The sequence below is a fragment of the Bradyrhizobium sp. CCBAU 11357 genome (assembly GCF_028128865.1).
In the GTDB taxonomy this organism is placed as follows: Bacteria; Pseudomonadota; Alphaproteobacteria; order Rhizobiales; family Xanthobacteraceae; genus Bradyrhizobium.
Genome location: NZ_LBJW01000104.1, coordinates 85,040 through 109,356 on the forward strand (window position 1 = coordinate 85,040; position 24,317 = coordinate 109,356).

23 protein-coding genes are annotated in these 24,317 nt (G+C 64.7%); 14 read left to right on the forward strand and 9 right to left on the reverse strand.

Going from position 1 to position 24,317, the window contains the following annotated elements; all coding sequences use genetic code 11:
• The first annotated feature begins 164 nt into the window (after positions 1-164).
• Together pyrE and XI05_RS22290 are read left to right on the forward strand one after the other, a co-directional pair.
• Positions 165-728 carry an orotate phosphoribosyltransferase gene (gene pyrE, locus XI05_RS22285; RefSeq protein ID WP_036014130.1) on the forward strand — a complete coding sequence of 188 codons (564 nt, stop codon included), beginning with the start codon at positions 165-167 and terminating at the stop codon, positions 726-728.
• A gap of 241 nt (positions 729-969) precedes the next feature.
• The gene (locus XI05_RS22290) at positions 970-1,746 is read left to right on the forward strand and encodes a DUF2865 domain-containing protein (RefSeq protein WP_271505603.1); all 777 of its coding nucleotides are present in this window, start codon (positions 970-972) and stop codon (positions 1,744-1,746) included.
• Positions 1,747-1,864: 118 nt separating this feature from the next.
• Here the strand turns inward: XI05_RS22290 and XI05_RS22295 are convergent, their stop codons facing one another.
• The 6 genes from XI05_RS22295 to XI05_RS22320 all read right to left on the reverse strand — a co-directional run bounded on the left by XI05_RS22295 (position 1,865) and on the right by XI05_RS22320 (position 7,784).
• The gene (locus XI05_RS22295) at positions 1,865-2,296 is read right to left on the reverse strand and encodes a hypothetical protein (protein WP_036041807.1); all 432 of its coding nucleotides are present in this window, start codon (positions 2,294-2,296) and stop codon (positions 1,865-1,867) included.
• 267 nt (positions 2,297-2,563) lie between these two features.
• On the reverse strand, positions 2,564-3,235 hold the full coding sequence (pdeM, locus tag XI05_RS22300; RefSeq protein WP_271505606.1) for a ligase-associated DNA damage response endonuclease PdeM: 672 nt from the start codon (positions 3,233-3,235) through the stop codon (positions 2,564-2,566).
• A gap of 42 nt (positions 3,236-3,277) precedes the next feature.
• Positions 3,278-5,863, reverse strand: a complete 2,586-nt coding sequence (locus tag XI05_RS22305; RefSeq protein WP_271505609.1) for a ligase-associated DNA damage response DEXH box helicase — start codon at positions 5,861-5,863, stop codon at positions 3,278-3,280.
• Positions 5,864-5,941: 78 nt separating this feature from the next.
• Positions 5,942-6,307 carry a nuclear transport factor 2 family protein gene (locus tag XI05_RS22310; protein ID WP_271505611.1) on the reverse strand — a complete coding sequence of 122 codons (366 nt, stop codon included), beginning with the start codon at positions 6,305-6,307 and terminating at the stop codon, positions 5,942-5,944.
• A gap of 113 nt (positions 6,308-6,420) precedes the next feature.
• Positions 6,421-6,771 carry a RidA family protein gene (locus tag XI05_RS22315; RefSeq protein WP_130363611.1) on the reverse strand — a complete coding sequence of 117 codons (351 nt, stop codon included), beginning with the start codon at positions 6,769-6,771 and terminating at the stop codon, positions 6,421-6,423.
• 116 nt (positions 6,772-6,887) lie between these two features.
• Positions 6,888-7,784, reverse strand: a complete 897-nt coding sequence (locus XI05_RS22320; RefSeq protein ID WP_271505914.1) for an alpha/beta hydrolase family esterase — start codon at positions 7,782-7,784, stop codon at positions 6,888-6,890.
• A 209-nt stretch (positions 7,785-7,993) separates the two neighbouring features.
• Here XI05_RS22320 and XI05_RS22325 point away from each other — a divergent pair, with 209 nt between their 5' ends.
• From XI05_RS22325 to XI05_RS22335, 3 genes are all read left to right on the forward strand, one after another.
• Positions 7,994-8,998 carry a PAS domain-containing protein gene (locus XI05_RS22325; RefSeq protein WP_271505614.1) on the forward strand — a complete coding sequence of 335 codons (1,005 nt, stop codon included), beginning with the start codon at positions 7,994-7,996 and terminating at the stop codon, positions 8,996-8,998.
• Positions 8,999-9,486: 488 nt separating this feature from the next.
• The gene (locus XI05_RS22330; protein WP_271505617.1) at positions 9,487-11,595 is read left to right on the forward strand and encodes a HAMP domain-containing methyl-accepting chemotaxis protein; all 2,109 of its coding nucleotides are present in this window, start codon (positions 9,487-9,489) and stop codon (positions 11,593-11,595) included.
• A 20-nt stretch (positions 11,596-11,615) separates the two neighbouring features.
• Positions 11,616-11,792, forward strand: coding sequence for a hypothetical protein (locus XI05_RS22335; protein WP_271505620.1), 177 nt, complete (start codon positions 11,616-11,618; stop codon positions 11,790-11,792).
• Positions 11,793-11,829: 37 nt separating this feature from the next.
• Here XI05_RS22335 and XI05_RS22340 read toward each other — a convergent pair whose 3' ends face one another.
• Entirely contained in the window at positions 11,830-13,488 is a 1,659-nt protein-coding gene (locus XI05_RS22340; protein ID WP_271505623.1) for an FAD-binding dehydrogenase, read from the reverse strand.
• 265 nt (positions 13,489-13,753) lie between these two features.
• Between XI05_RS22340 and XI05_RS22345 the strand changes: the two genes are divergently transcribed.
• From XI05_RS22345 to XI05_RS22370, 6 genes are all read left to right on the forward strand, one after another.
• Entirely contained in the window at positions 13,754-14,275 is a 522-nt protein-coding gene (locus tag XI05_RS22345) for a hypothetical protein (protein WP_271505624.1), read from the forward strand.
• Between the two features lie 251 nt (positions 14,276-14,526).
• Positions 14,527-14,652: a hypothetical protein gene (locus XI05_RS22350; protein WP_271505625.1), complete on the forward strand. Its 126-nt coding sequence runs from the start codon at positions 14,527-14,529 to the stop codon at positions 14,650-14,652.
• Positions 14,653-14,676: 24 nt separating this feature from the next.
• On the forward strand, positions 14,677-15,267 hold the full coding sequence (locus XI05_RS22355) for an SCO family protein (RefSeq protein ID WP_271505628.1): 591 nt from the start codon (positions 14,677-14,679) through the stop codon (positions 15,265-15,267).
• An 89-nt stretch (positions 15,268-15,356) separates the two neighbouring features.
• Positions 15,357-16,304, forward strand: a complete 948-nt coding sequence (locus tag XI05_RS22360) for a transporter substrate-binding domain-containing protein (RefSeq protein WP_271505631.1) — start codon at positions 15,357-15,359, stop codon at positions 16,302-16,304.
• A gap of 171 nt (positions 16,305-16,475) precedes the next feature.
• Positions 16,476-17,393 carry a sulfite exporter TauE/SafE family protein gene (locus tag XI05_RS22365; RefSeq protein WP_271505634.1) on the forward strand — a complete coding sequence of 306 codons (918 nt, stop codon included), beginning with the start codon at positions 16,476-16,478 and terminating at the stop codon, positions 17,391-17,393.
• Positions 17,390-18,160, forward strand: coding sequence for a TIGR02186 family protein (locus tag XI05_RS22370; RefSeq protein ID WP_271505636.1), 771 nt, complete (start codon positions 17,390-17,392; stop codon positions 18,158-18,160). The genes XI05_RS22365 and XI05_RS22370 overlap by 4 nt, the downstream gene beginning before the upstream one ends.
• Positions 18,161-18,274: 114 nt before the next feature.
• Here XI05_RS22370 and XI05_RS22375 read toward each other — a convergent pair whose 3' ends face one another.
• On the reverse strand, positions 18,275-19,186 hold the full coding sequence (locus XI05_RS22375) for a DMT family transporter (RefSeq protein WP_271505640.1): 912 nt from the start codon (positions 19,184-19,186) through the stop codon (positions 18,275-18,277).
• Positions 19,187-19,283: 97 nt separating this feature from the next.
• On the opposite strand from XI05_RS22375, the gene XI05_RS22380 reads away from it, so the two are divergent.
• Positions 19,284-20,147, forward strand: coding sequence for a LysR family transcriptional regulator (locus XI05_RS22380; RefSeq protein ID WP_271505643.1), 864 nt, complete (start codon positions 19,284-19,286; stop codon positions 20,145-20,147).
• A 22-nt stretch (positions 20,148-20,169) separates the two neighbouring features.
• Here the strand turns inward: XI05_RS22380 and XI05_RS22385 are convergent, their stop codons facing one another.
• Complete coding sequence (locus tag XI05_RS22385; RefSeq protein WP_271505646.1) at positions 20,170-20,403, reverse strand: hypothetical protein; 234 nt, start codon at positions 20,401-20,403, stop codon at positions 20,170-20,172.
• 200 nt (positions 20,404-20,603) lie between these two features.
• Here XI05_RS22385 and XI05_RS22390 point away from each other — a divergent pair, with 200 nt between their 5' ends.
• Both XI05_RS22390 and XI05_RS22395 read left to right on the forward strand, forming a co-directional pair.
• Positions 20,604-23,120 carry a glycogen/starch/alpha-glucan phosphorylase gene (locus XI05_RS22390; protein ID WP_271505649.1) on the forward strand — a complete coding sequence of 839 codons (2,517 nt, stop codon included), beginning with the start codon at positions 20,604-20,606 and terminating at the stop codon, positions 23,118-23,120.
• A gap of 227 nt (positions 23,121-23,347) precedes the next feature.
• A complete protein-coding gene (locus XI05_RS22395; protein ID WP_271505652.1) occupies positions 23,348-24,163 on the forward strand; it encodes an acyl-CoA thioesterase in 816 nt (271 codons plus the stop codon).
• The last annotated feature ends 154 nt before the right edge of the window (positions 24,164-24,317 follow it).

Here is a 24,317-nt window from a genome sequence, read left to right on the forward strand (position 1 = left end):
CCTTCCCAAGAGGCTTGCCCCCTGAACTACTCCAGAAGGTTGCACCCTCACAACCGGCGGACCGGGATGGCCGATCCCTGTTGACGGGAGACGCCCCCTCTGGAATGTCGCGCCGGTCGCGGATAAATTCCGCCTCCTCCAAAAACGCTGTTCGAGGGACCGCCGTGTCGAAATCCGCCTCCCGCGCCCGCCTGTTCGAAATCATCCGCCGGCGCTCATTCGGCCGCGGCGAGGTGACGCTCGCGTCGGGCCGCAAGAGCGATTTCTACTTCAACCTCAAGCCGACCATGCTCGACCCCGAGGGAGCGACGCTGCTCGCCGAGCTGACTTACGAGGCGCTGAAGGACGACCAGCTCGATTTCATCGGCGGGCTCGAGATGGGCGCGGTGCCGCTCGCCGGCGCGCTGGCGCAGATCTCCTGGATCAAGGGCCATCCGATCGCGGCCTTCTTCGTCCGCAAGAAACCGAAGGAGCACGGCGCCAAGCTCGCGATCGAGGGCCTGCCCAAGGGCGAGACCTTGGCCGGCAAGCGCGTCGTGATCGTCGAGGACGTCACCACGACCGGCGGCTCGGCGATGAAGGCGGTGGAATCGGTGCGCGAGGCCGGCGCCAATGTCGTGCTGGTGCTGACCATGGTCGACCGCGAAGAGGGCGCCACCGACACGTTCGGTGCGGCCGGCCTGCCGTTCCGCTCGCTGTACAAGGCATCGGAATTTTTGAAGGGGTGAAGTGGCGGAAATTTCTCCGCCGTCATGTGTGCCCCGGAAGCCACCATCCGTCCAAGGCTGGGCCCGGCCTTAAAGAGGCCACCGCCTCGTCTTGAAACCGCCCCCGCTCAACTGCTCATTTACCATCCCGCTTTATGGTGAATCGTGTGCTGAGACCTCTCGGTCCCAGCCGGTTCAGTAGCGTCGGGTGGAGTAAGCATTGCGTACAGTCATGTCCCATGCGCGCCGGCGGCGTCGCGCGATGCTTGTGGCCGCCACGCTGGCAGCGCCGCTGCTCGCAACTCCGGCTCCGGTTTCGGCCGAAGGCCTGTTCGATTTCCTCTTCGGCGGAATGCAGCAGCAGCGGCCGCAGCGCGAGGTGCCGCAGCAGGCGAACTCCTACGTAGATCCTTTCAGCAGCCAGCAGAATGCCTCGCCGCAATATGTGCCGCCGACCCGCTCGGCCGCGGCCGGCGGCTCGGGACCTGCCTTCTGCGTGCGCAGCTGCGACGGCAAATATTTCCCGCTGATGCGCGGCCTCGTCTCGCCCGCGCAGATGTGTCAGGCATTCTGTCCTGCCACCGCGACCAAGGTCTACTTCGGCTCGTCGATCGACGGCGCCTCTTCCCAGACCGGCGAGCGTTACGCCGAAAGCGAGAATGCGTTCGCCTATCGCAAGGCGCTGCGCGCCGACTGCACCTGCAACGGCCGTGAGCCAGTCGGCCTCGCCCCGGTCGATCTTGCCCTGGATTCCTCGCTGAAAGCCGGTGACGTGATCGCCACCACCGACGGCCTCGTCGCCTATACCGGCATCCGCGTCGGCAACGACCAGGCTGCGGAATTCACCCCGGTCGCCTCCTACCCCGGCCTCACTGCCCAGGTCCGCGCGCGGCTCGGCGAGATGAAGGTGGCGCCGGTGCGGGCAGAGACGGTGTCGGCGGATGCGCCGGCGTCAAACGAGATCGTGCGCGAGGCACTGCCGGATGTGACGGTGCCGAAAACGACCGCAAAGCCGGCGAAGCGGGCGGGGTTGGATTAAGCCTCACCTGCATCTGAGCCGTCATTGCGAGGAGCCCTTGCGACGAAGCAATCCAGAATCCCTCCGCGGAAAGATTCTGGATTGCTTCGCTACGCTCGCAATGACGAAGTTTGCGGCACTACCTCCCGATGATCACCCCGATCACGTTCGGCGCCGCCAGATATTTCTCCTCGATCGCCGCGCGCGCGGCGGCGCGGTTTTCCGGCGTCAGGAGGCCGCGCTTCTCGGCCAGGATCATCCAGCAGAAACCCCACCAGTCCGTCAGCATGCCCTGATCGCCGACGAGGTCATAGCCCTGCTCGGCCGCGAAGATGCGCGCATGCGCTTCGTCCAGCGTGTCGAGAAACAGATGATCCTCGGGCGAGAACAGATCGTCGCTGACGTCGTCGATGGTGTAGCCCCAGATCGACTGACACACCGCGTTGAACTCGCGATCGAACTGGTCATCGTCGACCCTCTGGCGCCGCGCGGCCTGATGCAGACGCGACAGCGAGCGCGCGAAATCGGCGATCCGGGTGAGGGCGAACTGGTCGAAGGCAATGGTGGACATGTAGTCCTCGCGGAGTCTGACAAACGCTAGATATTGTGTCGGCTAGATGCCGAATCACAATGATATATCAAAGACTTGCTAAAGTGTTCTTAATTTGTTCCAAGTGTATGCGGAATCGAAAGGGGCCGCCCGAGGCGACCCCTTGCCGGTTGCAATCTTGTTCGGGATGAAATCCAGCCCCGGCAAGCGTACGTTAAAACCGACAACGGGCTTTGCGCGATTCCGGAAAAATACCGATCGTACTACTGTCCTAATTCGGCCGGCGCCTCAATAGCAACGCGACGCCGCAATGGCGTGGACACGGCGGTCGCCGAGGAGATGGGCGACAAAGCCGTTCTTCGGAAAGATCCTGGCGAAGGCAGCGTCGCGGATGCTGAGGCCGCCGGCATAGGCGCCGAACGCAGGCATGACCGCGCGCAACCCGTCGCTGGCGAAGCAGCGGCGCTCCATCGGGCGGCCGCGCGCCGAGACACGCGCCTTCGGATGCAGATGGCCGGCGATCTCGCCGCATGCGCCGGTCGGCTCGTGGCGGAAGGTGATCGGGCCGATCGCCACTTCATCCGCGATAGTGCCGCCGAGATCGCGCGGCAGCATGGGATCATGATTGCCCGAGATCCAGATCCAGTCGCGGCCGGTCTGGAGTGCGGCCACCGCGTCGCGGTCCTCGGCCGACAAGCGCTCATGCGCGCTGCGGTCGTGAAAACTGTCGCCGAGCGCGATGACTACTCGCGGATCATGGCGGGAGATGACAGCAGCGAGCCGGCCAAGCGTCGCGATGGTATCGTAAGGCGGCAGCAGCACGCCACGCGTGGCGAAGCTCGAACCCTTCTCCAGATGCAGGTCGGAGACGACGAGCAGGCGCTGCTCGTCCCAGAACAGCGCCCCGGAGAGATCGGCCGCGAAGGTCACATCGCTGATCGTGACTCTGGAAACGCGCATGTCCTCGACATCTCCCGAAACTAGCGCGCCTGCCGTCACGTCTTACCCGCTTCTATCCATCGCCTCTTTGACGAGCTCGTCGGCGGCTTCCGCCAAAAGCTCGTCTGCAGCTTCGCCATAAACTGACTCGCGGCCGATTTCCAGCATCACGGGCACGGCGAGCGGGGAGACGCGATCGAGTTCCCGGTGCGTGATACGGCCCTGGATGCGCATCAGCATGTCGCTGAGGCGGCGCAAATCGAGCAGGCCGGTGGCGGCATCGGCGCGCGCGGCGCGGAGCAGGACGTGATCGGCCTGGTGCTTGCGCAGCACGTCGTAGACGAGATCGGTCGAGAACAGCACCTGGCGCCGGCTCTTCTCTTCGCCGGTGTGGCGCCGCGCGATCAGGCCGGAGATGATCGCGCAATTGCGGAAGGTGCGCTTCATCAGCGCGGATTCGGCGAGCCAGGCTTCGAGATCATCGCCGAGCATGTCAGGGTCGAACAGCGCGTTGAGGTCGATCCGGCCCTGACGGATCATGAAGGAGAGATCGCCGAGCCCCCAGATCGCCACGGCATATTCATTGGCAACGAAGCCGAGCGGCCGCGCGCGGACGCGCTCCAGCCGCCGCGTCAGCAGCATGCCGAGGGTCTGATGCGCGAGACGTCCCTCGAAGGGATAGCAGACGAGATAATGCTTGTTGGCACGCGGAAAGCTCTCGACCAGCAGTTCGCGGACCGCCGGCACTCTGCTGACATCCTTCTGCAGCGACAGCCAGTCGCGCACCTGCTCCGGCAAGCCGCCCCAGGCGCGCCCGTCGTCGAGAAGGCGGCGCACGCGCTCGGCGAGATAGGTCGAGAGCGGAAACTTGCCGCCCATGTAGGACGGCACCTTGGGGTCCTTGTCGTGCGCGCGCGAGACATAGACCTGATCCTCGACCAGGGTCTCGTAGCGCGCCACCTCGCCCGAGAACACGAAGGTGTCGCCGGGCGAGAGGCCCTCGATGAAGGCTTCCTCGATCTCGCCGAGCAGCCGGCCGCCGCGCGCGATCACGCCCGTGGATCCTGTCCCGCCGCCGCGCGAGCGCACCAGCCGCACCTTCAGCATGTCGTCCTCGACGATGGTGCCGACATTCATGCGGTAGCTCTGCCGCACTTTTGGATTGGCGACGCGCCAGCGTCCCTCCTTGTCCTGCTTGATGCGGGCGAAGCGCTCATAGGTCTTCAGCGCGTAGCCGCCAGAGGCGACGAAATCGACGACATCGTCGAAATCATGCCGCGACAGGCTCGCGTAGGGCGCGGCGGTGCGGACCTCGCCATAGAGCTCGTCGCTGAAAAACGGCTCGCCGCAGGCGCAGCCGAGCACATGCTGGGCCAGCACGTCGAGGGCGCCGGTGCGCAAGGGCGGCGTGTCCTGCGCATTCTCGGCGATGGCGTCGATCGCGACGCGGCACTCCAGCACTTCGAAACGGTTGGCCGGCACCAGCACCGCGCGCGAAGCTTCGTCGAGGCGATGGTTGGCGCGGCCGATGCGCTGCATCAGGCGCGAGGAGCCTTTTGGCGCGCCGATATTGACGACGAGATCGACGTCGCCCCAGTCGACGCCGAGATCGAGCGAGGAGGTGCAGACCACGCCACGCAGCCGGCCCGCCGACATGGCGTCCTCGACCTTGCGGCGCTGGGCGACGTCGAGCGAGCCGTGATGCAGGGCGATGGCAAGACCGTCATCGTTCATGCTCCAGAGATTCTGGAACAGCATCTCGGCTTGGCTGCGGGTGTTGACGAAGACCAGCGTGGTCTTGTTGGCCTTGATCAGCTCGTAGATTTCGGGAAGCGCGTGGCGCGCGCTGTGGCCGGCCCAGGGCAGCCGCTCGCGCGTATCGAGCATCTCGACCACGGGCGGCGCGGCGCCGCCGGCGAGGACGATGTCGGCTGCGCGCTCCTTGCCCTCGGGCTGCGGCACCAGGAAGCGCGCGAGCTGCTCCGGCTCGGCCACGGTTGCCGACAGGCCGATCGCGCGCATTTGCGGGGCGAGGCGCCACAATCGCGCGAGGCCGAGCGAGAGCAGATCGCCGCGCTTGGACGTCACCAGCGCGTGCAGCTCATCGAGCACGACGCGCTTCAGGGAGGAGAACAGAAACGGCGCGTCGTCGGAGGAGAGCAGCAGCGCGAGCTGCTCAGGGGTCGTCAGCAACACATCAGGCGGATAGCGCCGCTGCCGCTGACGGCGCGAGACCGGCGTATCGCCGGTGCGGGTCTCGACCTTGATCGGCAGGCCCATCTCGGCGACGGGACGCTCGAGGTTGCGCGCGATGTCGACGGCGAGCGCCTTGAGTGGCGAGATATAGAGGGTATGCAGGCCGCCGCTGCGCTGCACGCTGCGGCCGGTGGAGACGAGGCTCTTCTTCGCGCCCGCGTCTCGCGTCACCGGCTGCGCCGACAGCTCCACCAGCGTCGGCAGAAATCCGGCCAGCGTCTTGCCGGCACCGGTCGGTGCGATCAGCAGGGCCGAGCGGTCCTCGCGCGCCTTCTCCAGCAGTGCCAATTGATGCGCGCGCGGCGACCAGCCGCGGGCTGCGAACCAGGCCTGGAAGCGATCCGGCAGCAGCGCGGCCGGCTCGGCCGATGTTTGGAGGATACGGGGCGGCACGGCATGACAGGTAAGCCGTAGGGATGGCTTCGTCGAGGGGGGCCGCCCTCCCCGCCTGCACGAGGAGGGCCCGAGGTCTCACGCCCCGGCCGGCACCTGATCGAGAAATCCGGTCACGCTCCTGATCCGGCCGTCCTTCAGCACGGCGAAATCCGTGCCCTTGATCGGGCTATCGACGCCGTCAGGACCAAGTCCCCACGAGAAGCGGATGTGGTCGCCGTAGCCATTGGGCTCGCCGATCAGCTTGAATTTGAAATCGGGAAAGCGCTGCTGCACGCCTGATATCAGCGCCTCGATGCCGTCATGGCCGTCGCCCTTCATCACGGGATCGACATAGCTCGCATCCGTCGTCCAGCTTTCGCTCAGCAGCTCGCGGCGGCGGCCAGCGGTGCGCTCGTTCCAGAGCTCGATGTAGCGGCGGGCGATGGCGGCGTGGTCAGTCATGGTGCTCTCCTTCGATGGCGCCGTGTTGTCCGGCTGACCGTGACTATCGAAGGTTCACGCGCGTTGATCGATTACCTCGGAGGTCATCAACGCGCGTGAAGTTTTCCCAAAAATTACTTCGCTGCCGTCACCATGATCTCGACGGTGTATTGCGGGGCCGCCAGCTTGGCTTCGACGGTGGCGCGCGCAGGCGTATTGCCGGGCGAGACCCAGGCGTCCCACACCGCGTTCATCTCGCCGAAGGTCTTCATGTCGGTGATGTAGATCGTGGCCGAGAGCAGCTTCGACTTGTCGGTGCCGGCCTTGGCGAGGTGGCCGTCGATCGTCTTCAGAATGTCCTGGGTCTGCTTGGTCACGCTTTCGCCGGCCGCGTTGTTGGCGACAACGCCGGCGAGATAGACGGTGTTGCCGTGCACGACGACCTGGCTCATGCGCGGGCCGGTTTCAAAACGCTGAATGCTCATTGGGGATCTCCTGACTGGAATGGCGGCCCTGTCTAGCCCAGCGATTTGCACTGTGCCAGCCCCGGTACGCATGCGTTGCCTGCCACGCATGCGTTGGCCTGCAATGCATGCGCCGTTCACGGAAACCGACTGAAGAAGGTCCAGATCGTTTCGGCACCGTCGATGTCGCCATTTTGCGATCCGAGCAGGCTCCTGGCCACCTTCGGGAAGCGGGCATCCGGAGCGAAGCCTGGCATGCGGTGGCCGCCATGGTTGATGCGATAGAGCACGACGTCGTGCCCCGCCGGACAGCGCGAGCCGATCCGCGTCACTGTGGACTGGTCTGCCGGCGCCGTATCGGGCATGTCGGACATCCCGGCGTCGTCGGTCTCGCAGCCATTCAGCCTGCGCCAGAACGCCAGCGTTTCGTCCGTCGACCAGAATCCGTCTGCGGCAAAATAGCTCGATCCGCGCCCGCCTTCATAAGGGACCAGCGGGTCGGCGGTCCCGTTCATGAGCAGCATCGGCAGCGGCCGCGACGGATGACAGGTGACGGCAGCTTCATCGGTGAGATTCATGATCACACTCGCAGCTGCCGCAAACAGATCGGCACGCGCGCAGGCCAAGGTCATCGCCATGGCGCCGCCATTGGAGACGCCGGCGACGAAGACGCGCTTTGCATCGGCCGTGCCGTCGGCCACCAGCTTCTCGACGAGCTTTGCGATGAAGGCGACGTCATCGGTGCCCGCCGGTGGTCCGCGCAGGGCAGGCCCCGCCTTCGTGCGCGCGTCCGCCCATGCGTTGTTGAGCCCGTCCGGAAACACCACGGCCAGGCCCTCGCGCCTGGCAACCTGCGGCCAGGCCGTCCGCGTCACCATGTCGGCACCGCGCTGGGTCTTGCCGTGCAGCACGACAACGAGCGGTGCGGGCCGCTTGGCCGGCAGCTGCGCGGTGTAGGAGCGCTTCACCCCGTTGACGTCGACAGCATCGGCCCATGCAGGAGTGAAGCAGCAGATCACCGCCAACCAGAACATGGCAACGTGCAAGGCGGGTCGTATCATCCAGGCCATGATCGGCATCATCAATGGCGTCTAACCGGTCCGACGCACGTAACGAAATCTCGCCGCGACCTTCGACCGCATGTATATACCGCCTGATGGCACAAATACTCTGTAGCAATCGAGCGAACTGAGATAAAGTGCAATCAATAGTTGAGACATGATTTTCACGACGGGGGGCTGAATTGCGCCACCTGGAAAACTACCTCGCCCCTTCGGAGATACTTCGTCTTTTTGAAGAAAAATTTGGGACTGGCGTCTGGCGCTGCGATGCTGAAGGCCGGATGCAGTGGTCGCGTGGCTTCTACGGCCTGCTAGGCCTCGATCCCGGTGCCGTCGCACCCAGCTATGCGGAAATCGAGAGACGAATTCATCCGGAGGATCGCCGTTCGCAGCGCGATTCAAGCGAATTCGCGTTCGAGCGATCTTTGCTCGACGGCGAGTTTCGCATCATCCGGCCGAATCGTGCACTGCGCTGGCTCCGTATCCAGTCCGAGACTTTCTTGAGCTCCGCTGGCGAGCCGGAATGCGTGGTCGGCCTCGCCATGGACATCACCGAGCAACGCAGATCGTTGCAGCCTCTCAAGACAGATGCAGGTCGCTACGCGGCGCTAAGGCAAGTTGCAGGCGGACTGCTGTGGGTCGGCAGCCAGGACGGCCGGATTACCTCGCTATTGAACGCGGAGAACAGGCCGGACGCGCACCGGTTCTTCGGCAAAGGCTGGCTCGATCTGCTTCCCGAAGAGGAGCGAGAAACCGCCTTGCGGATCTGGGCGGCGGCCGCCGAAACCGGACAGCCCTACGATGTCGAGCATCGACTGCGCCAGTCCGACGGCTCCTACCGCTGGTACCATTGCAGGGCTGTGCCGGTCCCGGACGCGGATGGCAGTATTCGGGAGTGGTTGGGAATCTCCACGGATGTGCACGAGGAGCGGCTCTCGGCGCAACAGGTCTCGACCTCGGGTTTGACGGGTGCGCAATTGCGCGCCGCCCGCGGCATGCTGAACTGGTCGGTGAAACAGCTCGCCGCACGAACCGGGATTTCGGCTGCCGTGATTCGCCGCCTTGAGGAGCAGAATGGACTCCTGCGCCTGCCCGACGAGACATTGGCAGCTCTTTGCGCCGCGCTCTCGTCTGCGGGCATCGAGTTCATTTTTGGAGCCGGAAAACCGGGTGTGAGGCCAAGATAATCGTCAAGCAGCCAATCGCGACCGCTATCGATTTTTGCGGAGAGTCGAGGTGAGATCGAGCCGCCTCTCACAAGTTTTGATGTTGCCGCAGCGCTCTGCTGATTAGAGACAAAAAATCGTGACAAGGCGTGGCCGTACGTTCCGGGAAGTCCCAAGCGGCGCTCAATTTTTGCGGGTTGAGCGACCTCGCGAACAAATTTTTCTTAATGTCGCAATAAGCATTTTTGGTCACCTTGAGCGCACACGTGAAAGTCAGAGTCGGAGGGATGTTAAAACTGGCGGTAGTAGCGGGGTAACCGGCGCTGCATTGTCGTCAGGATTGCTCAAGCGGGGCGCATCGACCTGTCCGGGAACATTGCCAGCCGGGGTGCCCAAATGCTGCCGCCACCAGAACAATGGGTATCGCACGATCTGATCATGTCAGGCGTCGTCCACGCAGCGATATTCATCCGTCGGCCAAAGCGGCCATAGCTGCGGAGTATTTGCCAATGTCTTCCTTTTTCAATTTTCGTATCGGTGGCCGATTGATCGCAGGATTTGCTGCAGTCTGCGCCATCATCGCGCTTTCCGTCGCGTACACGATGTTCGAGGTCGCTCGCATTTCAACGACGGTCGATCGCATGACGAACCTGCGCACGCCAGTCGCGTTGGCGAGCACCGAGTTGATCGGCAATCTCTATTCCACGCTCGCCGCCTTGCGCGGCTATTTGCTGAGTGGGCAACCACAAGGCAAGCTCGATCGCGCGTCGATGTGGAAGGAGATGGATAGGACAGCAGCCGCATTCGACGAGCAGGCGGCGCAGTTCACCAATCCCGAGAACAGGCAGAAGTGGGAGCAAGCCAAGCTTTTGCTCGAGGAATTTCGTGCGGCGCAGAACAAGGCCGAAGCGATCGCTTTCACTCCTGATGCCTACCCCGCGACCAAGCTCATGGTCAGCGAGGCCGGCCCGCGCGCAGACGTGATCTTCTCCGAGATCACGAGGATGATCGATCAGGAGGAGGCACAGGAAGCCACGCCGGACCGGAAGAAATTGCTCAAGGCGATGGCGGATACGCGGGGCAATTTTGCTGCTGCCACCGCCCAGATCCGGATGTATCTGCTCTCGGGCGAAGGGACCGACAAGGAAAAATTCGTCAGGCCTTGGGAGGCGTTCGAGAAAGGCTATGCCGGCGTCAACACGCGAAAGGACATGCTCATTGCCTCGCAACAGGTCTCCTTCGATAAGATCGCGAAGGCGAAAAGCGAGCTCGCGCTTCTCTATGAAAGGATCTTCGCGCTTCGCGAGTCCCCGGACTGGAATGCGCCGGTTCATCTGCTATTGACCGAAGCCGCGCCGCGCGCCGCAGGGATTCTCGATCTGCTCGACGGGCCCAAGGGCGTCGACGGCACCCGCTCGGGAGGCATCAAATCCAATCAGAAGCGGATGCTCGTCGAGGAGACGCGGACCGTGCAGGAGAGCATCTCCCTGTTGAAGCTGGTGCTGTGGACTCTGCTGGCCACGGGAGTCGGCCTCGGCGGCACAATCGCGCTGTTCACGTCCCGCTCGATCGCAACGCCGATCCGTGGGATGACCCTTGCCATGGGCAAGCTTGCCGGCGGCGATATCTCCACGACCGTTCCCTGCGCGGGCCGCACCGACGAGGTCGGCGAGATGGCCAATGCGGTCCAGGTGTTCAAGGACAACATGATCGAGGCCGATCGTCTACGTGCCGAGCAGGCTCAAATGGAGGCTCGCGCGGTTGCTCAACGCAAGGCCGACATGTACAGGCTCGCGGGTCAGTTCGAGGACGCTGTCGGCGACATCGTGAAGACGCTGTCGTCCTCATCGACCGAGCTTGAAGCCGCGGCCCGGACGCTGAGCAAGACCGCGGAGAACACCCAGGAACTCTCGAGCATCGTCTCTGCCGCCTCCGAGGAAGCGTCGACCAATGTTCAATCGGTTGCCTCCGCCACTGAAGAGATGAGCTCGTCGGTAAGCGAAATCAGCCGCCAGGTGCAGGACGCCGCCAGAATTGCCGGGGCGGCGGTGGAGCAGGCGCAGAGGACCAATGATCGGGTCAACAGGTTGTCACAGGCGGCCACTCGCATCGGCGACGTCGTCGAACTCATCAACACGATCGCGGGGCAGACCAATCTGCTCGCTCTCAACGCCACGATCGAAGCGGCGCGAGCCGGCGAAGCGGGGCGCGGCTTTGCTGTGGTTGCATCCGAGGTCAAGGCGCTGGCCGAACAGACGGCGAAGGCGACCGGAGAGATTGGTCATCAGATCGCCGACATTCAAGCCGCCACCCAGGAGTCGGTGGTCGCGATCAAGGAAATCAGCGGAACAATCGGCAGGATCTCGGAGATCTCTTCAGCGATCGCATCGGCAGTCGAAGAGCAGGGAGCTGCCACGCAGGAGATTGCCCGCAACATCCAGCAGGCGGCGCAAGGCACTGACCAGGTCGCGGCCAACATCAGCGATGTGAAGCACGGGGCAGCGGAGACCGGTTCGGCCTCGACGCAGGTGCTTGCCTCGGCGCAAATGCTGTCGAAGGACAGCACGCGCTTGCACTCCGAGGTCGAGCAGTTCCTGACCACCGTGCGCGCGGCCTGACCCGGAGACAGGTCTCCGCCGTGACCAGCAATGTCTCGGGAGCGGTCCGCAACCTTGTCCGAAATCTCGATGACAGGCCGGACGAGGCCGAGCGACTTCGAGCCCACACGGCCGAGCTGAACGAGCTGTTGTGTCTGCGGCTCGATCAGCTCTCGCTGACCGAACGCCTGTCGCAGGAGATGCTTCGCCGCGGCTGAAGCCGGTGCGCGGCCGTGCACCGGCCAGCCTCGTCAATCACCCGACCGCCTTGGCGGCGGCACGGCCTGCATTGCGGCCCGAGAACAGGCAGCCGCCCAGGAAAGTCCCCTCCAGCGATCGATAGCCATGGACGCCGCCGCCACCAAAGCCGGCGGCCTCGCCGACGGCGTAGAGGCCTGGGATGACGCGGCCCTCGTCGCCGAACACACGGGAGTCGAGATCGGTCTCGAAGCCGCCCAACGTCTTGCGGGTGAGGATGTTGAGCTTCACGGCGATCAGCGGCCCATGCGCGGGATCGAGGATGCGGTGCGGGGAAGCGGTGCGGATCAGCTTGTCGCCGATATAGCGGCGCGCATTGTGGATGTTCATGACCTGCGCGTCCTTGACGTAGGGATTGGCGATCTCGCGGTCGCGCGCCTCGATCTGCATCCTGATGTGCTCGAGCTTGAGGAGATCGCTGCCGGCGAGCTTGTTCATGGCCGCAACGAGCTCATCGAGCTTGTCGCGGACAATGAAGTCGACACCATGGCTCTTGAACGCCTCCACCGGCGCCGGCGCTCCCTTGTTGGTGGCGCGCCGAAGTGTCATACGCCAGCTCTTGCCGGTCAGATCGGGGTTCTGCTCCGAGCCCGACAGCGCAAACTCCTTCTTGATGATGCTCTGGGTCAGGATGAACCAGGAATAATCGTAGCCGGTCGACATGATGTATTTGAGCTGGCCGAGCGTGTCGGAGCCCGGGAACAGCGGCGCCGGCAGCCGCGTGCCTGTTGCGTCGAACCACATCGAGGAGGGACCGGGCAGGATGCGGATGCCGTGGCGCGGCCAGATCGGGTTCCAGTTCTGGATGCCCTCGACGTAATGCCACATGCGGTCGCGGTTGATCAGCCGCGCGCCGGCCTCTTCCGTAATGCCGATCATGCGGCCGTCGACATGCTCGGGCACGCCGGAGATCATGAATTTCGGGGGCTCGCCGAGCCGCTCCGGCCAGTTCTGCCGCACCAGCTCGTGGTTGCCGCCGATGCCGCCGGAGGCAACGATCACGGCCTGCGCCTTCAGCGCGAAGTCGCCGACCACGTTGCGCGAGGAGCTCTTGCCGCGCTCTGCATTATCAGGCGCAAGAACGACACCGCTGACGCCGTCCACCGTGCCATTGGTGATGGAGAGCGCATCGACGCGATGGCGGAATCTGAAGATCAATCGGCCAGACTTCATCGCCTCGCGCGCGCGGCGCTCGAACGGCTCGACGATCCCCGGGCCGGTGCCCCAGGTGACGTGGAAGCGCGGCACCGAATTGCCGTGTCCCATCGCGTCATAGCCGCCGCGCTCGGCCCAGCCGACCACGGGGAAGAAGCGATGGCCCATCGCACGCAGCCAGCCGCGCTTCTCGCCGGCCGCGAAGGCCACATAGGCTTCAGCCCATTGGCGCGGCCAGAAATCCTCGTCGCGGTCGAAGCCGGCGGCGCCGAGCCAGTCCTGCATGGCGAGTTCGTAGGAGTCCTTGATGCCGAGCCGGCGCTGCTCCGGCGAATCGACCAGGAACAATCCGCCGAACGACCAGAACGCCTGGCCGCCGAGCGACTGCTCGCCTTCCTGATCGACAACCATCACGCGCTTGCCCGCATCGGCGATCTCGGTGGCGGCAACGAGCCCCGACAGTCCCGCGCCGACGACGATGACGTCGGTTTCCTCAGCCATGCGCTTCCCCCTCCATGAGTTCCTCCCTGTAATTGCCCGGATTGAAGCCAGCGGTTGCAACTGAGATCAAGGGTAGGGCGCGTAAGACCTCGTTAACTTGTTCCACTTTGGGATGGAGACCGGCCGGGTGCAGCGCGGACGCAACACTGGATTTGAATTTGTTTTGGGCCAGCAGGCCTGCCTAGACAAAACCTTGGTTACGACAGACGCTAGCCGTGCATCACCACCGGACACGCAGATTCGAATTCGACTGGGGCGGGGGACAATGAAGTTTCTGACGGGGTTGCTTGCGGCGGTTCTCTTGATCGCGGGCATGGGGGCTTCTCACGCGGTGGTTCGGATCGCGGATGACCGCGGCGGCCGGATTGGAACCTACGTCGACAAATACCAGGACCTCAGGCAATCGGGCGAGACGGTCATCATCGACGGCCTCTGCGCCTCGGCCTGCACCATCGTCCTCGGCGCCATCCCGCACGACCGGATCTGCGTGACCTCGCACGCGACGCTGGGCTTCCACGCCGCCTGGGATTTCGGTGCCAACGGCCGCGCCGTCACCAATCCCGAAGCAACCCAGATGCTCTATGCGATGTATCCCTCGCAGGTGAGGCGCTGGATCGGCCAGCGGGGCGGCCTGACCCCGCGGATGCTGTTCCTGAGGGGCAAGCAGCTCGAGGCCATGTACAAGCCCTGCTACCTGGACGCGCAGGCCTCGACGAGCAGGCCGTCGCGGCGGTCGCTCCCGCAAGCGGAGCCACTCGAATCCGCTCGGGGCCAGCTGCTTCACTGACGTCCGTAGCCTGACCGCGTCCTGTGGCGCTGACGGCGGCGTCTTGCCTGCTGGCGGCGTCTTGCCTGCTGGCGGCGTCTTGCCTGCTGGCGGCGTTCTTGCCTGCTGGCGGCGCCTTGCCCGCAGGCGGCGCAAAGCCTATCTGAAAGCCAGGAACCGGGGCCTTCGTCCCGATCGTTGTCATGGCTCAACCGCTGCACCCATCACATCGGCTATCGGACAATTCGCCCACTGCCGGGCGGATGCCATCCGTGCTGCTGTGGGCTGGCGCGACAATCGGCGGTCTCGCCGTGATCGGCGCGCTGGCGCTCTGGTTCCATTATGGCAGCCAGGTGTTCTTCGAAATGATCAGGACCGGCTTCGCCGCCTGCTTCTGACCTGCGACAGGAAGTTTTCCGCCCATGAGCTCCGCCACCCGCCCGCTGGTGATCGCGACCGCCTTCGCCGCAAGCCTCGTCGTCGGGCTCCTGATCATGTTCTGGGCCATGGGCGGGGTCAGCAAGGTGGCACAGCCGGCCGCGATCGGCGGCTCGTTCCAGCTGACCGACCAGAACGGCAAGGCGGTCACCGACAAGAGCCTGAAGGGCAAGCCGACCCTGATCTTCTTTGGCTACACCCATTGCCCCGACGTCTGCCCGACCTCGCTGTTCGAGATCTCGGAAGTGCTGCGCGCGCTCGGCAAGGACGCCGACAAGGTCAATGCCATCTTCATCTCGGTCGATCCCGAGCGCGACACGCCGGCAACGATGAAGGATTACCTGTCGAGCTTCGATCCGCACCTCCAGGGCCTGTCCGGCGACCCCGCCGAGACCGCCAAGGTGATCACCTCCTACCGGGTCTATGCCAAGAAGGTCCCGACCAAGGACGGCGATTACACCATGGACCACACCGCGCTGATCTACCTGATGGACCGCGACGGCAGGTTCGTCTCGCCGTTCAATTTGAAGCGGACGCCGGAAGAGGCGGCGGTTGATTTGAAGCGCTATCTCTGAACCTCACCCTGGCCACAATCGGCGCTCGCGTTCCCGGACGGATGGTCTATAAGGCCCTCTGATCCCGACGAAATTCATTCCTTCGGCCGATGGCTCCATCGCAACAGGCGAAATCGTTCAAATCTGTCCGTGGCTTGCTAACAGGGGTGGCGGCCGGCCTTTGCCTGCTCGGCGGCCTCACCGAGGCGAGCGCGCAAGCCCCCGCCAAGCGACCGCCCGCGGCACCTCAGGCCACGCCGCAAACCGCGCCCCAAGCCGCACCACAAGCCGCCCCGCAGGCCGTGCCCGGGTTCTGGGACCCGCGCCGGCGGCCGGAGCGGCCGGACTTGTCGCGCCTGACCGTGATCCGCTTCCTGACCGAGACCGACTATCCGCCGTTCAACTTTACCGGCGCCGACGGCAATCCGGCCGGCTTCAACGTCGACTTTGCCCGCGCGCTCTGCGAGGAGATCAAGGTCACCTGCACGGTGCAGATGCGGCGTTTCGAGACGTTGGTGGATGCGCTCACCTCGAACCGGGGCGATGCCATCATCGCCTCCATGGCGGTGAGCCCGCAGCTGCGCGCGCGCGTCGACTTCACCGATCCCTATTACCGCGTGCCGGCGCGCTTCGCCTCGCGCAAGGATGCGGTGATGCCGGAGATCCGCCCCGAATATCTCGAAGGCAAGAAGGTCGGCGTCATCGCCGGCTCCGCGCACGAGGCGTATCTGAAGGCGATGTTCACCGACGCCGAGCTTCGTGCCTATTCCAGTGACGATGCGATGCGCGCAGCTTTGCGCAAGGGCGAGGTCGACTTCATTTTCGGCGACGCCATCTCGCTGGCGTTCTGGATCAACGGCACGGATTCGGCCGATTGCTGCGCCTTCTCCGGCGGTCCCTTCGTCGAAAGCCGCTTCTTCGGCGAGGGCATCGGCATCGCCGTGCGCAAGGGCAACGACGTGCTGCGCCAGGCCCTGAACTGGGCGATGTTCCGGATCTGGGAAAAAGGCCGCTATACCGATCTCTGGCTGCGCTATTTCTCGGTCAGTCCGTTCTGAGCTTCGCCCCCGCCTGCGGCAGGGGATGCGCTTCTCTCGCCATTCACCACGCCTGAAATTCCCGGTCCCGCCCGCCAGCGAATTCCGCTATTGAGGGACGCGGCAATCGTTCCGTCCTTTTCCCGCGAGCATTCCGCGTTCGTCGACCCGTCTCGCCGGTGCGCAGGTTCAATGCAGCTTTACCTTCCGATCGCCGATCTTCCGGTCAACGTCTTCCTGGTGCTCGCCATGGGCGCGGCGGTCGGCTTCGTCTCCGGCATGTTCGGCATCGGCGGCGGCTTCCTGATGACGCCGCTCCTGATCTTCATCGGCATCACGCCGGCGGTGGCGGTGGCCTCCGTGGCGAGCCACATCGCGGCCTCCTCCTTTTCCGGCGCCCTCTCCTATTGGCGGCGGCGCGCGATCGATCCGGCGCTGGCGAGCGTCTTGTTGTGCGGCGGCGTGACCGGCACGACGCTCGGCGTCTGGACCTTCACCCAGCTGCGCGCGCTCGGCCAGCTCGACCTGATGATCGCGCTCTCCTATGTCGTGCTGCTCACCACCGTCGGCAGCCTGATGTTCTCGGAAGGATTGCGCGCCTTGATGCGGACCCGGCGCGGCGCGCTGCCGCCGCGCCGCACCCATAACTGGATCCACGGCTTGCCGCTGAAGATGCGGTTCAAGCGCTCGAAGATCTATCTCTCTGTCATCCCCGTGGTGATCGTCGGCATCATGATCGGTTTCATCGGCGCCATCATGGGTATAGGCGGTGGCTTCATCCTGGTGCCGATCATGATCTATCTTTTGAGGGTGCCGACCTCGACGGTGATCGGGACCTCGATGGTCCTCACGCTCGTCACCATGCTGTTCGCGACCATGCTGCACGCGGCGACCAATCACCTGGTCGATGCCGTGCTGGCGCTGATCCTGATGGTCGGCGGCGTCACCGGCGCGCAGTTCGGCGCCCGTGCCGGCCAGAAGATCCGCGGCGAGCAGCTGCGGCTGCTGCTGGGCTTGCTCATCCTCTCGGTCGGTGTGCGCTTCGCGATCGAGCTGGTGATCCAGCCCTCCGATCTTTTCACCATCCGTGAGCTCGGAGTGAGCGGATGAAGCGCACACTTCTCGCCATCGTCCTTGTCCTGCTGCTCGGCGGCGCTGCGCGGGCCGAGCGGCTGATCGTGTCGGTCTCGAACCACCGCGTCACAGTGACGCCGAACTATTCCGGCGAGGAGCTGGTGCTGTTCGGCTCGGTGGAGAAGGATGCGACGACGCCGGCGGACCGCACGGCCTACGATCTCGTCGTCACCGTGATGGGCCCGCGCGCCGAGATGGTGACGCGGCGGAAGGAGCGCACCTTCGGCATCTGGATCAACACCGACTACCGGCAGTTCCTGCAGGTGCCGAGCTACCTCGCGCTATTCGCCAATCGCCCGTTCGACGCCATCACCTCGCCCGAGATCGCGCGGCGGCAGCAGATCGGGCTCAACAACGTGCTGCTGACCCAGCGGGTCAGCGGCGACTTTGCCGACGTGGTGCCGAACGATGCGTTCCGCTCGGCCTTCATTCGCCTGCGCACCCAGCGCGGGCTCTATCGCGAAGACGGAAGCGCGGTGACGTTCCTGACCCCGACGCTGTTTCGCACCGGCATTCCGCTGGCGGCGGAGGTGCCGATCGGCACCTATGAGGTCGAGATCAAGCTGTTCGCGAACGGTGCGTTCATCGGCAAGACCGAGACCGCGTTCGAGATCGTCAAGGTCGGCTTCGAGCAGTTCGTCGCCACCACGGCGCGGCAGAACGGCCTGATCTACGGCCTCGCCACGGTGGCGATGGCGCTGATGACGGGATGGATGGCCTCGATCGTGTTCAGGAAGGATTGAGGATCGTCGTCATTCCGGGGCGCGCGCAGCGCGAGCCCGGAATCCATCCATCCGCAGAGTTGGTGGCCCGATGGATTCCGGGCTCGACGCTTCGCGTCGCCCCGGAATGACAGTTCACGACTTCGCCTTCGCCGGCCGCGTCACCAGGTAGATGCCGAGCGCGACCGGAATGATGCCGAGCAGGTCGCGCGCCTCGATGTGCTCCCCGAGCACGAGGAACGCGAACAGCATGCCGAGCGGCGGCATCAGGAAATGATAGGCGCTCGCCGCGGTGGCGCCACACGTCTTCAAGAGATGAAACCAGAGCCAGGAGGCGAGGATCGAACCGCCGAGCACGAGGAAGGCGAAGGCGCCGATCAGGCCCGGCGTATAGTCGATCGCGCGGACATCGGCGAAAATGAGCGCGATCGGCGCGAGCGCAATGCCGGCGGCGAGATTCTGCACGCCATTGCCGATCCACAGGGACCCCTTCGGCGCCAGCAGCTTGAACAGAATGGTGCCGGCCACGATGGAGGCGAGCGAGGCCAGCGTGAAGACGAGGCCATGGAAGGAATCAGTGCCGACCGACAGACGGTGCCAGACGATGGCCGTGACACCGATGATGCCGAGCACGAGGCCGCTCGCCTTGCGCCAGGTCATGCCTTCGCCGAGCAGAAGCGCGGCGATCGCCGCGGTGAACACCGGATTGGCGGAGACGATCAGGCCACCGAGACCGGCCGATACCGATTGCAGGCCGGTATAGCCGAGCCCGAGATAGAGGGCGTTGTTGGCGATGCCCAGCACGGCGAAGATCGCGGCATCGCGCCACGACAAGGACCAGAGCTCGCCACGGATCAACGTAGCACTGAGGATCAAGATGCCCGCGAGCGAGAAGCGCGCGGCGAGCAGAATCAGCGGCGGGCAGTGCGTGACGCCGATCTTGCCGGCGACGAAGGCGTAGCTCCAGAGCAGGCAGAACAGGCCGATGACCAGTGGCAGCGTGTTGAAGCGGCTGCGGGGCACGGGAAGCGATGGTGCGAGCGACATGAGGGCATTCTCCTGACCCTCGATCTAGGAACGCCCCTTGTCATTTGGAAATTAAATGATTAACTCCACATCAGTGGATTTTCGAATGGAGGCGGCAATGCTCGATCTGGAGCTGCTGCGCAGCTTCGTCTCGGTGGTCGAGGCCGGCGGCTTCACCCGCGCCGGCGAACGCGTCCACCGCACGCAATCGACCGTCAGCCAGCAGATCAAGCGCCTGGAGGAGGAGGTCGGTCAGGTGCTGCTGCACCGCGACGGCAAGGACGTGCGCCCGACGGAGGCCGGCGAGCGGCTGCTCTCCTATGCGCGGCGGTTGCTGTCGCTCGCCGAGGAGGCGCGCGACGTGCTGCGCCAGCCGGGCGGCGAAGGCGCGATCCGGCTCGGCATCCCCGAGGACTTTGCGGCCTACCGCTTGGCAAAACTGCTGGGCGCGTTCTCGCGCTCGCATCCGGGGTTGCGGCTCGACGTGCGCGCCGACCAGAGCAAGCATCTCGCGCGCGATCTCGCGCGCGGCGAGCTCGACCTTGCGCTCTACAAGCGCGAGGCCGGGGCAAAGGACGCGATCGCGGTGTGGCCGGAGCGGGTGCACTGGGTCACCAGCAAGAGCCATCCGGTCGATGTCGACGTCCCCTCGGTGCCGCTGATCGGCTTTCCGCTCGGCTGCATCTATCGCGCCGGCGCCATCCACGCGCTGGAAAGCGCGGGCCGCGCCTGGCACACCGCCTACACCTCATCGAGCCTCGCCGGCATCCAGGCCGCGGTCGCCGCCGGCATGGGCTTAAGCATCCTGTCGGAGATGGCGATCCAGTCCGATCACCGCATGCTGACGGCAAGGGACGGCTTTGCGCCAATCAACAAGACCGAGGTCGCGCTGATGGCTTCGCCGGATGCGAGCCCGGCGACGCTGCGGCTTGCGGATCGTCTCGCTGAGTTTTGCGATGCGGTGCAGAGCAAGGCGGCTTGAGCTCGCCGGCCTCCGACGGTGCTCAATTTGCTGCGGACATCAATTTGTCACCGCACGCGCTTGCGTAGAACTTGCCCCCGCATTGGCGTTTGATCGCAGCGCAGCGGGCTGCGGGCGAGGCATTCTGCGGCACCGTGAAGCCGCAGCTGAGGCCGTTGGCGCCGCGACCGGTTTTGCCGGCGGCAAACGCCGCGCTGGTGGCGCTGATGCAGACGACGAGCAGGGCCGCAGTGGCGATTTCGATCAGCAGTCTCATTGTCGTCTCCTCCACACTGATGGCTGAATCTTTCGTAATCTAGCACCGAATCCGGCTTTCTCCGTGCTCCTCCGGGTTCCCAAGTCGGCCCGTTCCTTGCATAATTTTGCGCCAGCGCAGTGCACGGCCGGGCGACAGTTCCGGTCCAAGGGCAGGACGCGTAGATTGGTGAGAGTACTTCGACCTAGGAAGTGACGGCTTTGCAGGATTCATCGTTCCAGCCCAGTTTTCCGGCCCCCGGGCAGCCCATCGACGAACTCGCGCTGGCCGAGATCAAGGGCGCAATCCTGGCAAAGCTGCGGCTTGCCATCGGCAAGGACGCCGGCATGGCGACCAGGCACGATTGGTATCAGGCCGCGGCGCTCGCGCTGCGCGACCGCATCGTGCATCGCTGGCTCACGGCCGAGAAGCACAGCTACGACGCGGGCCGCAAGCGCGTCTATTATCTGTCGCTCGAATTCTTGATCGGCCGGCTCTTCACCGATGCGCTCAACAACATGGGCCTCCTGCAGATCTTCGAGGTCGCGCTCGGCGATCTCGGCGTCTCGCTGCCGGAGCTGCGCAAATGCGAGCCGGATGCGGCGCTCGGTAATGGCGGCCTCGGCCGGCTCGCCGCCTGCTTCATGGAGAGCATGGCGACGCTGTCGATCCCCGCGATTGGCTACGGCATCCGCTACGATTACGGACTGTTCCGCCAGATCATCAATCAAGGTTGGCAGCAGGAATATCCCGACGAATGGCTGAGCTTCGGCAACCCCTGGGAATTGCAGCGGCCCGAAGTGATCTACGACATCAATTTCGGCGGCGGCGTCGAGCATGTCGACGACAAGGGCCGCGACCGCGCGATCTGGCATCCTGCCGAGACCGTGCAGGCGATCGCCTATGACACGCCGATCGTCGGCTGGCGCGGCCAGCACGTCAACGCGCTGCGGCTGTGGTCGGCGCGCTCGCCCGATCCGCTCAAGTTAGATGCCTTCAACAAGGGCGATTACGTCAGCGCCAGCGCCGAGCAGGCGCGCGCGGAGGCGATCTGCAAATTTCTCTATCCGAACGACGAAAGTCCGGCGGGCCGCGAGCTGCGGCTGCGCCAGGAATATTTCTTCGTCTCCGCCTCGCTCCAGGACTTGGTGAAGCGGCATCTGTCGTCGGACGGCCAGCTGCGCAGCCTCTCGAACAAGGTCGCGGTGCAGCTCAACGACACCCATCCGAGCCTTGCCGTCACCGAGCTGATGCGCATCCTCGTCGACCTCCACAATTTCCGCTGGGACGAGGCCTGGAAGATCACGGTCGCCACCCTCTCTTACACCAACCACACGCTGCTGCCGGAGGCGCTGGAGACCTGGCCGGTCGAGCTGTTCGAGCGGCTGCTGCCGCGGCATCTGGAGATCATCTACCGCATCAACGTGCAGCATCTGGCGCTCGCCGAAGCGCGCTGCCCCGGCGACATCGACTTCCGCGCCTCGGTCTCGCTGATCGACGAGAAGAGCGGCCGCCGCGTGCGCATGGGCCAGCTCGCCTTCGTCGGCTCGCACCGCATCAACGGCGTCTCGGCGATGCATTCCGACCTGATGCGCGAGACCGTGTTCCACGATCTCAACCATCTCTATCCCGGCCGCATCACCAACAAGACCAACGGCATCACCTTCCGGCGCTGGCTGATGCTGGCGAACCCGAAGCTGACCGATTTGTTGCGCGAGACCTGCGGCGAGGCCGTGCTCGACGATCCGACCCAGCTCTCGCTGATCGAGGCGCGCGCCAGCGACGTCGAGTTCCAGAAGAAATTCCGCAGCGTCAAGCTCCACAACAAGGCCCAGCTCGCACGCCTGATCGGCGAACGGCTCGGCATCAGGGTCGACCCGAGCGCATTGTTCGACGTGCAGATCAAGCGCATCCACGAGTACAAGCGCCAGCTGCTCAACGTCATCGAGACGGTCGCGCTGTACCAGTCGATCAAGGACGATCCCAACGGCAATTGGGTGCCGCGGGTGAAGATCTTCGCCGGGAAGGCGGCGGCGAGCTATCGCTACGCCAAGCTGATCATCAAGCTGATCAACGACGTCGCCGACATCGTCAACAACGACCCCGCGATCGGCGGCAAGCTCAAGGTCGTGTTCCTGCCCGACTACAATGTCAGCCTCGCCGAGGTGATCATTCCCGCCGCCGATCTGTCCGAGCAGATCTCGACCGCCGGCATGGAAGCCTCCGGCACCGGCAACATGAAGCTGGCGCTGAACGGCGCCATCACCATCGGCACGCTCGACGGCGCCAATATCGAGATTCGCGACCATGTCGGCGCGGAGAACATCGCGATCTTCGGCATGGAGGCCGGCGACGTCATGATCCGCCGCAAGCAGGGGCTGGATGCCTCCGACGTGATCCGCAGGTCGCCAAAGCTGCAGCGTGCCATCAATGCGATCGGCGCCGGCGAGTTCTCGCCCGGCGACCCCGGCCGCTTCGAATCGATCGCGCATGCGCTGCGCTATCTCGACCATTACATGGTCAGCGCCGATTTCGATTCCTATTACGAGGCGCAGCGCGCGGTCGATGCGCGCTGGCAGGTGACGCCGGCCTGGACGCGCGCCTCGATCCTCAACGTGGCGCGCATGGCCTGGTTCTCCTCGGACCGCACCATCCGCGAATATGCCGAGGAGATCTGGAACGTGCCGGTCAACCCGACCACGCCGCTGCTGCCGAATTTGCGCGACGCCGCGGGCTGATTTTCCGCGGCGTGGAAGCGACGTTACCCGCGAGGTTATTGCATCCGTCGCGAGGGATGATGATATGATCGTCATCATCCCCAGGAACGGCCTCTGCGAGACAGACGCCGTCACCTCAGACACCGTCATTGCGAGCGCAGCGAAGCAATCCAGACTGGCTCCACGGAAAGACTCTGGATTGCTTCGCTGCGCTCGCAATGAGGGCCGGGAGGCATCGAGGACCAACAATGCACGCCAAGCTCCCGCATCCCTTCGACGAGGCCACGCGCATCACCGCCGGTGACAGCAGCTGGCAGGGACACACCAGCGACGATTACTGGGCCTTTGTCGGCCCGTTCGGCGGCGCCACGGCCGCGACGATTCTGCGTGCGCTGATCGACCATCCTGAACGCGCCGGCGATCCGCTCGCCGTCACCGTCAATTATTGCGCGCCGATCGCCAAGGGTCCGTTCGACCTCGACGTGCGGCTGGTCAAAGCCAACCGCTCCAGCCAGCATTGGAGCGTCGAGCTCAGCCAGGGCGGCGGCGAGGTCGCAACGCTCGCCACCGCGGTGTTCGCCGAGCGGCGCCCGTCCTGGGAGCACAGGGTGGCGCAATATCCTGAAACAAAGCCGTTCGAGGAGACGCTGCCGTTCCCAAAAATCTCGGCATCGTGGGCCAACCAATACGAATTCCGCTTCGTCGAGGGCGAGATGCGGATGGGCCCGCCGCAGGCCGAGCCCGCCAGCACCTATTCGAAAATCTGGATCAGCGACCGCACGCCGCGCAAGCTCGACATGCTGTCGCTGATGTCGATGTCGGACGCCTTCTTCGGCCGCATCTTCCACGCAAGGCGCGAGCTGGTGCCGTTCGGCACGGTGTCCCTGACGACGTATTTCCACACCGACGCCGAGGAGCTCGCGGCTGAAGACATCACGCGCGTGCTGGCGACGGCCGATTCGAAGATCATGCACAAGAGCTACGCCGACCAGAACGCCGAGCTGTGGTCGCCGAACGGCCGGCTGCTCGCTACCACGACGCAGATCGCGTATTTCAAGGCCTAGCTGCTTCCACGGACTCGTCGTTGCGAGGAGCCCGCGACAAAATTGCGGAGCAATTTTGCGCTGGCGACGAAGCAATCCAGACTGTCTCCGCGGAGGGATTTCTGGATTGCTTCGCTGCGCTCGCAATGACGGTGGAAAGATGTGGGGCAAACAA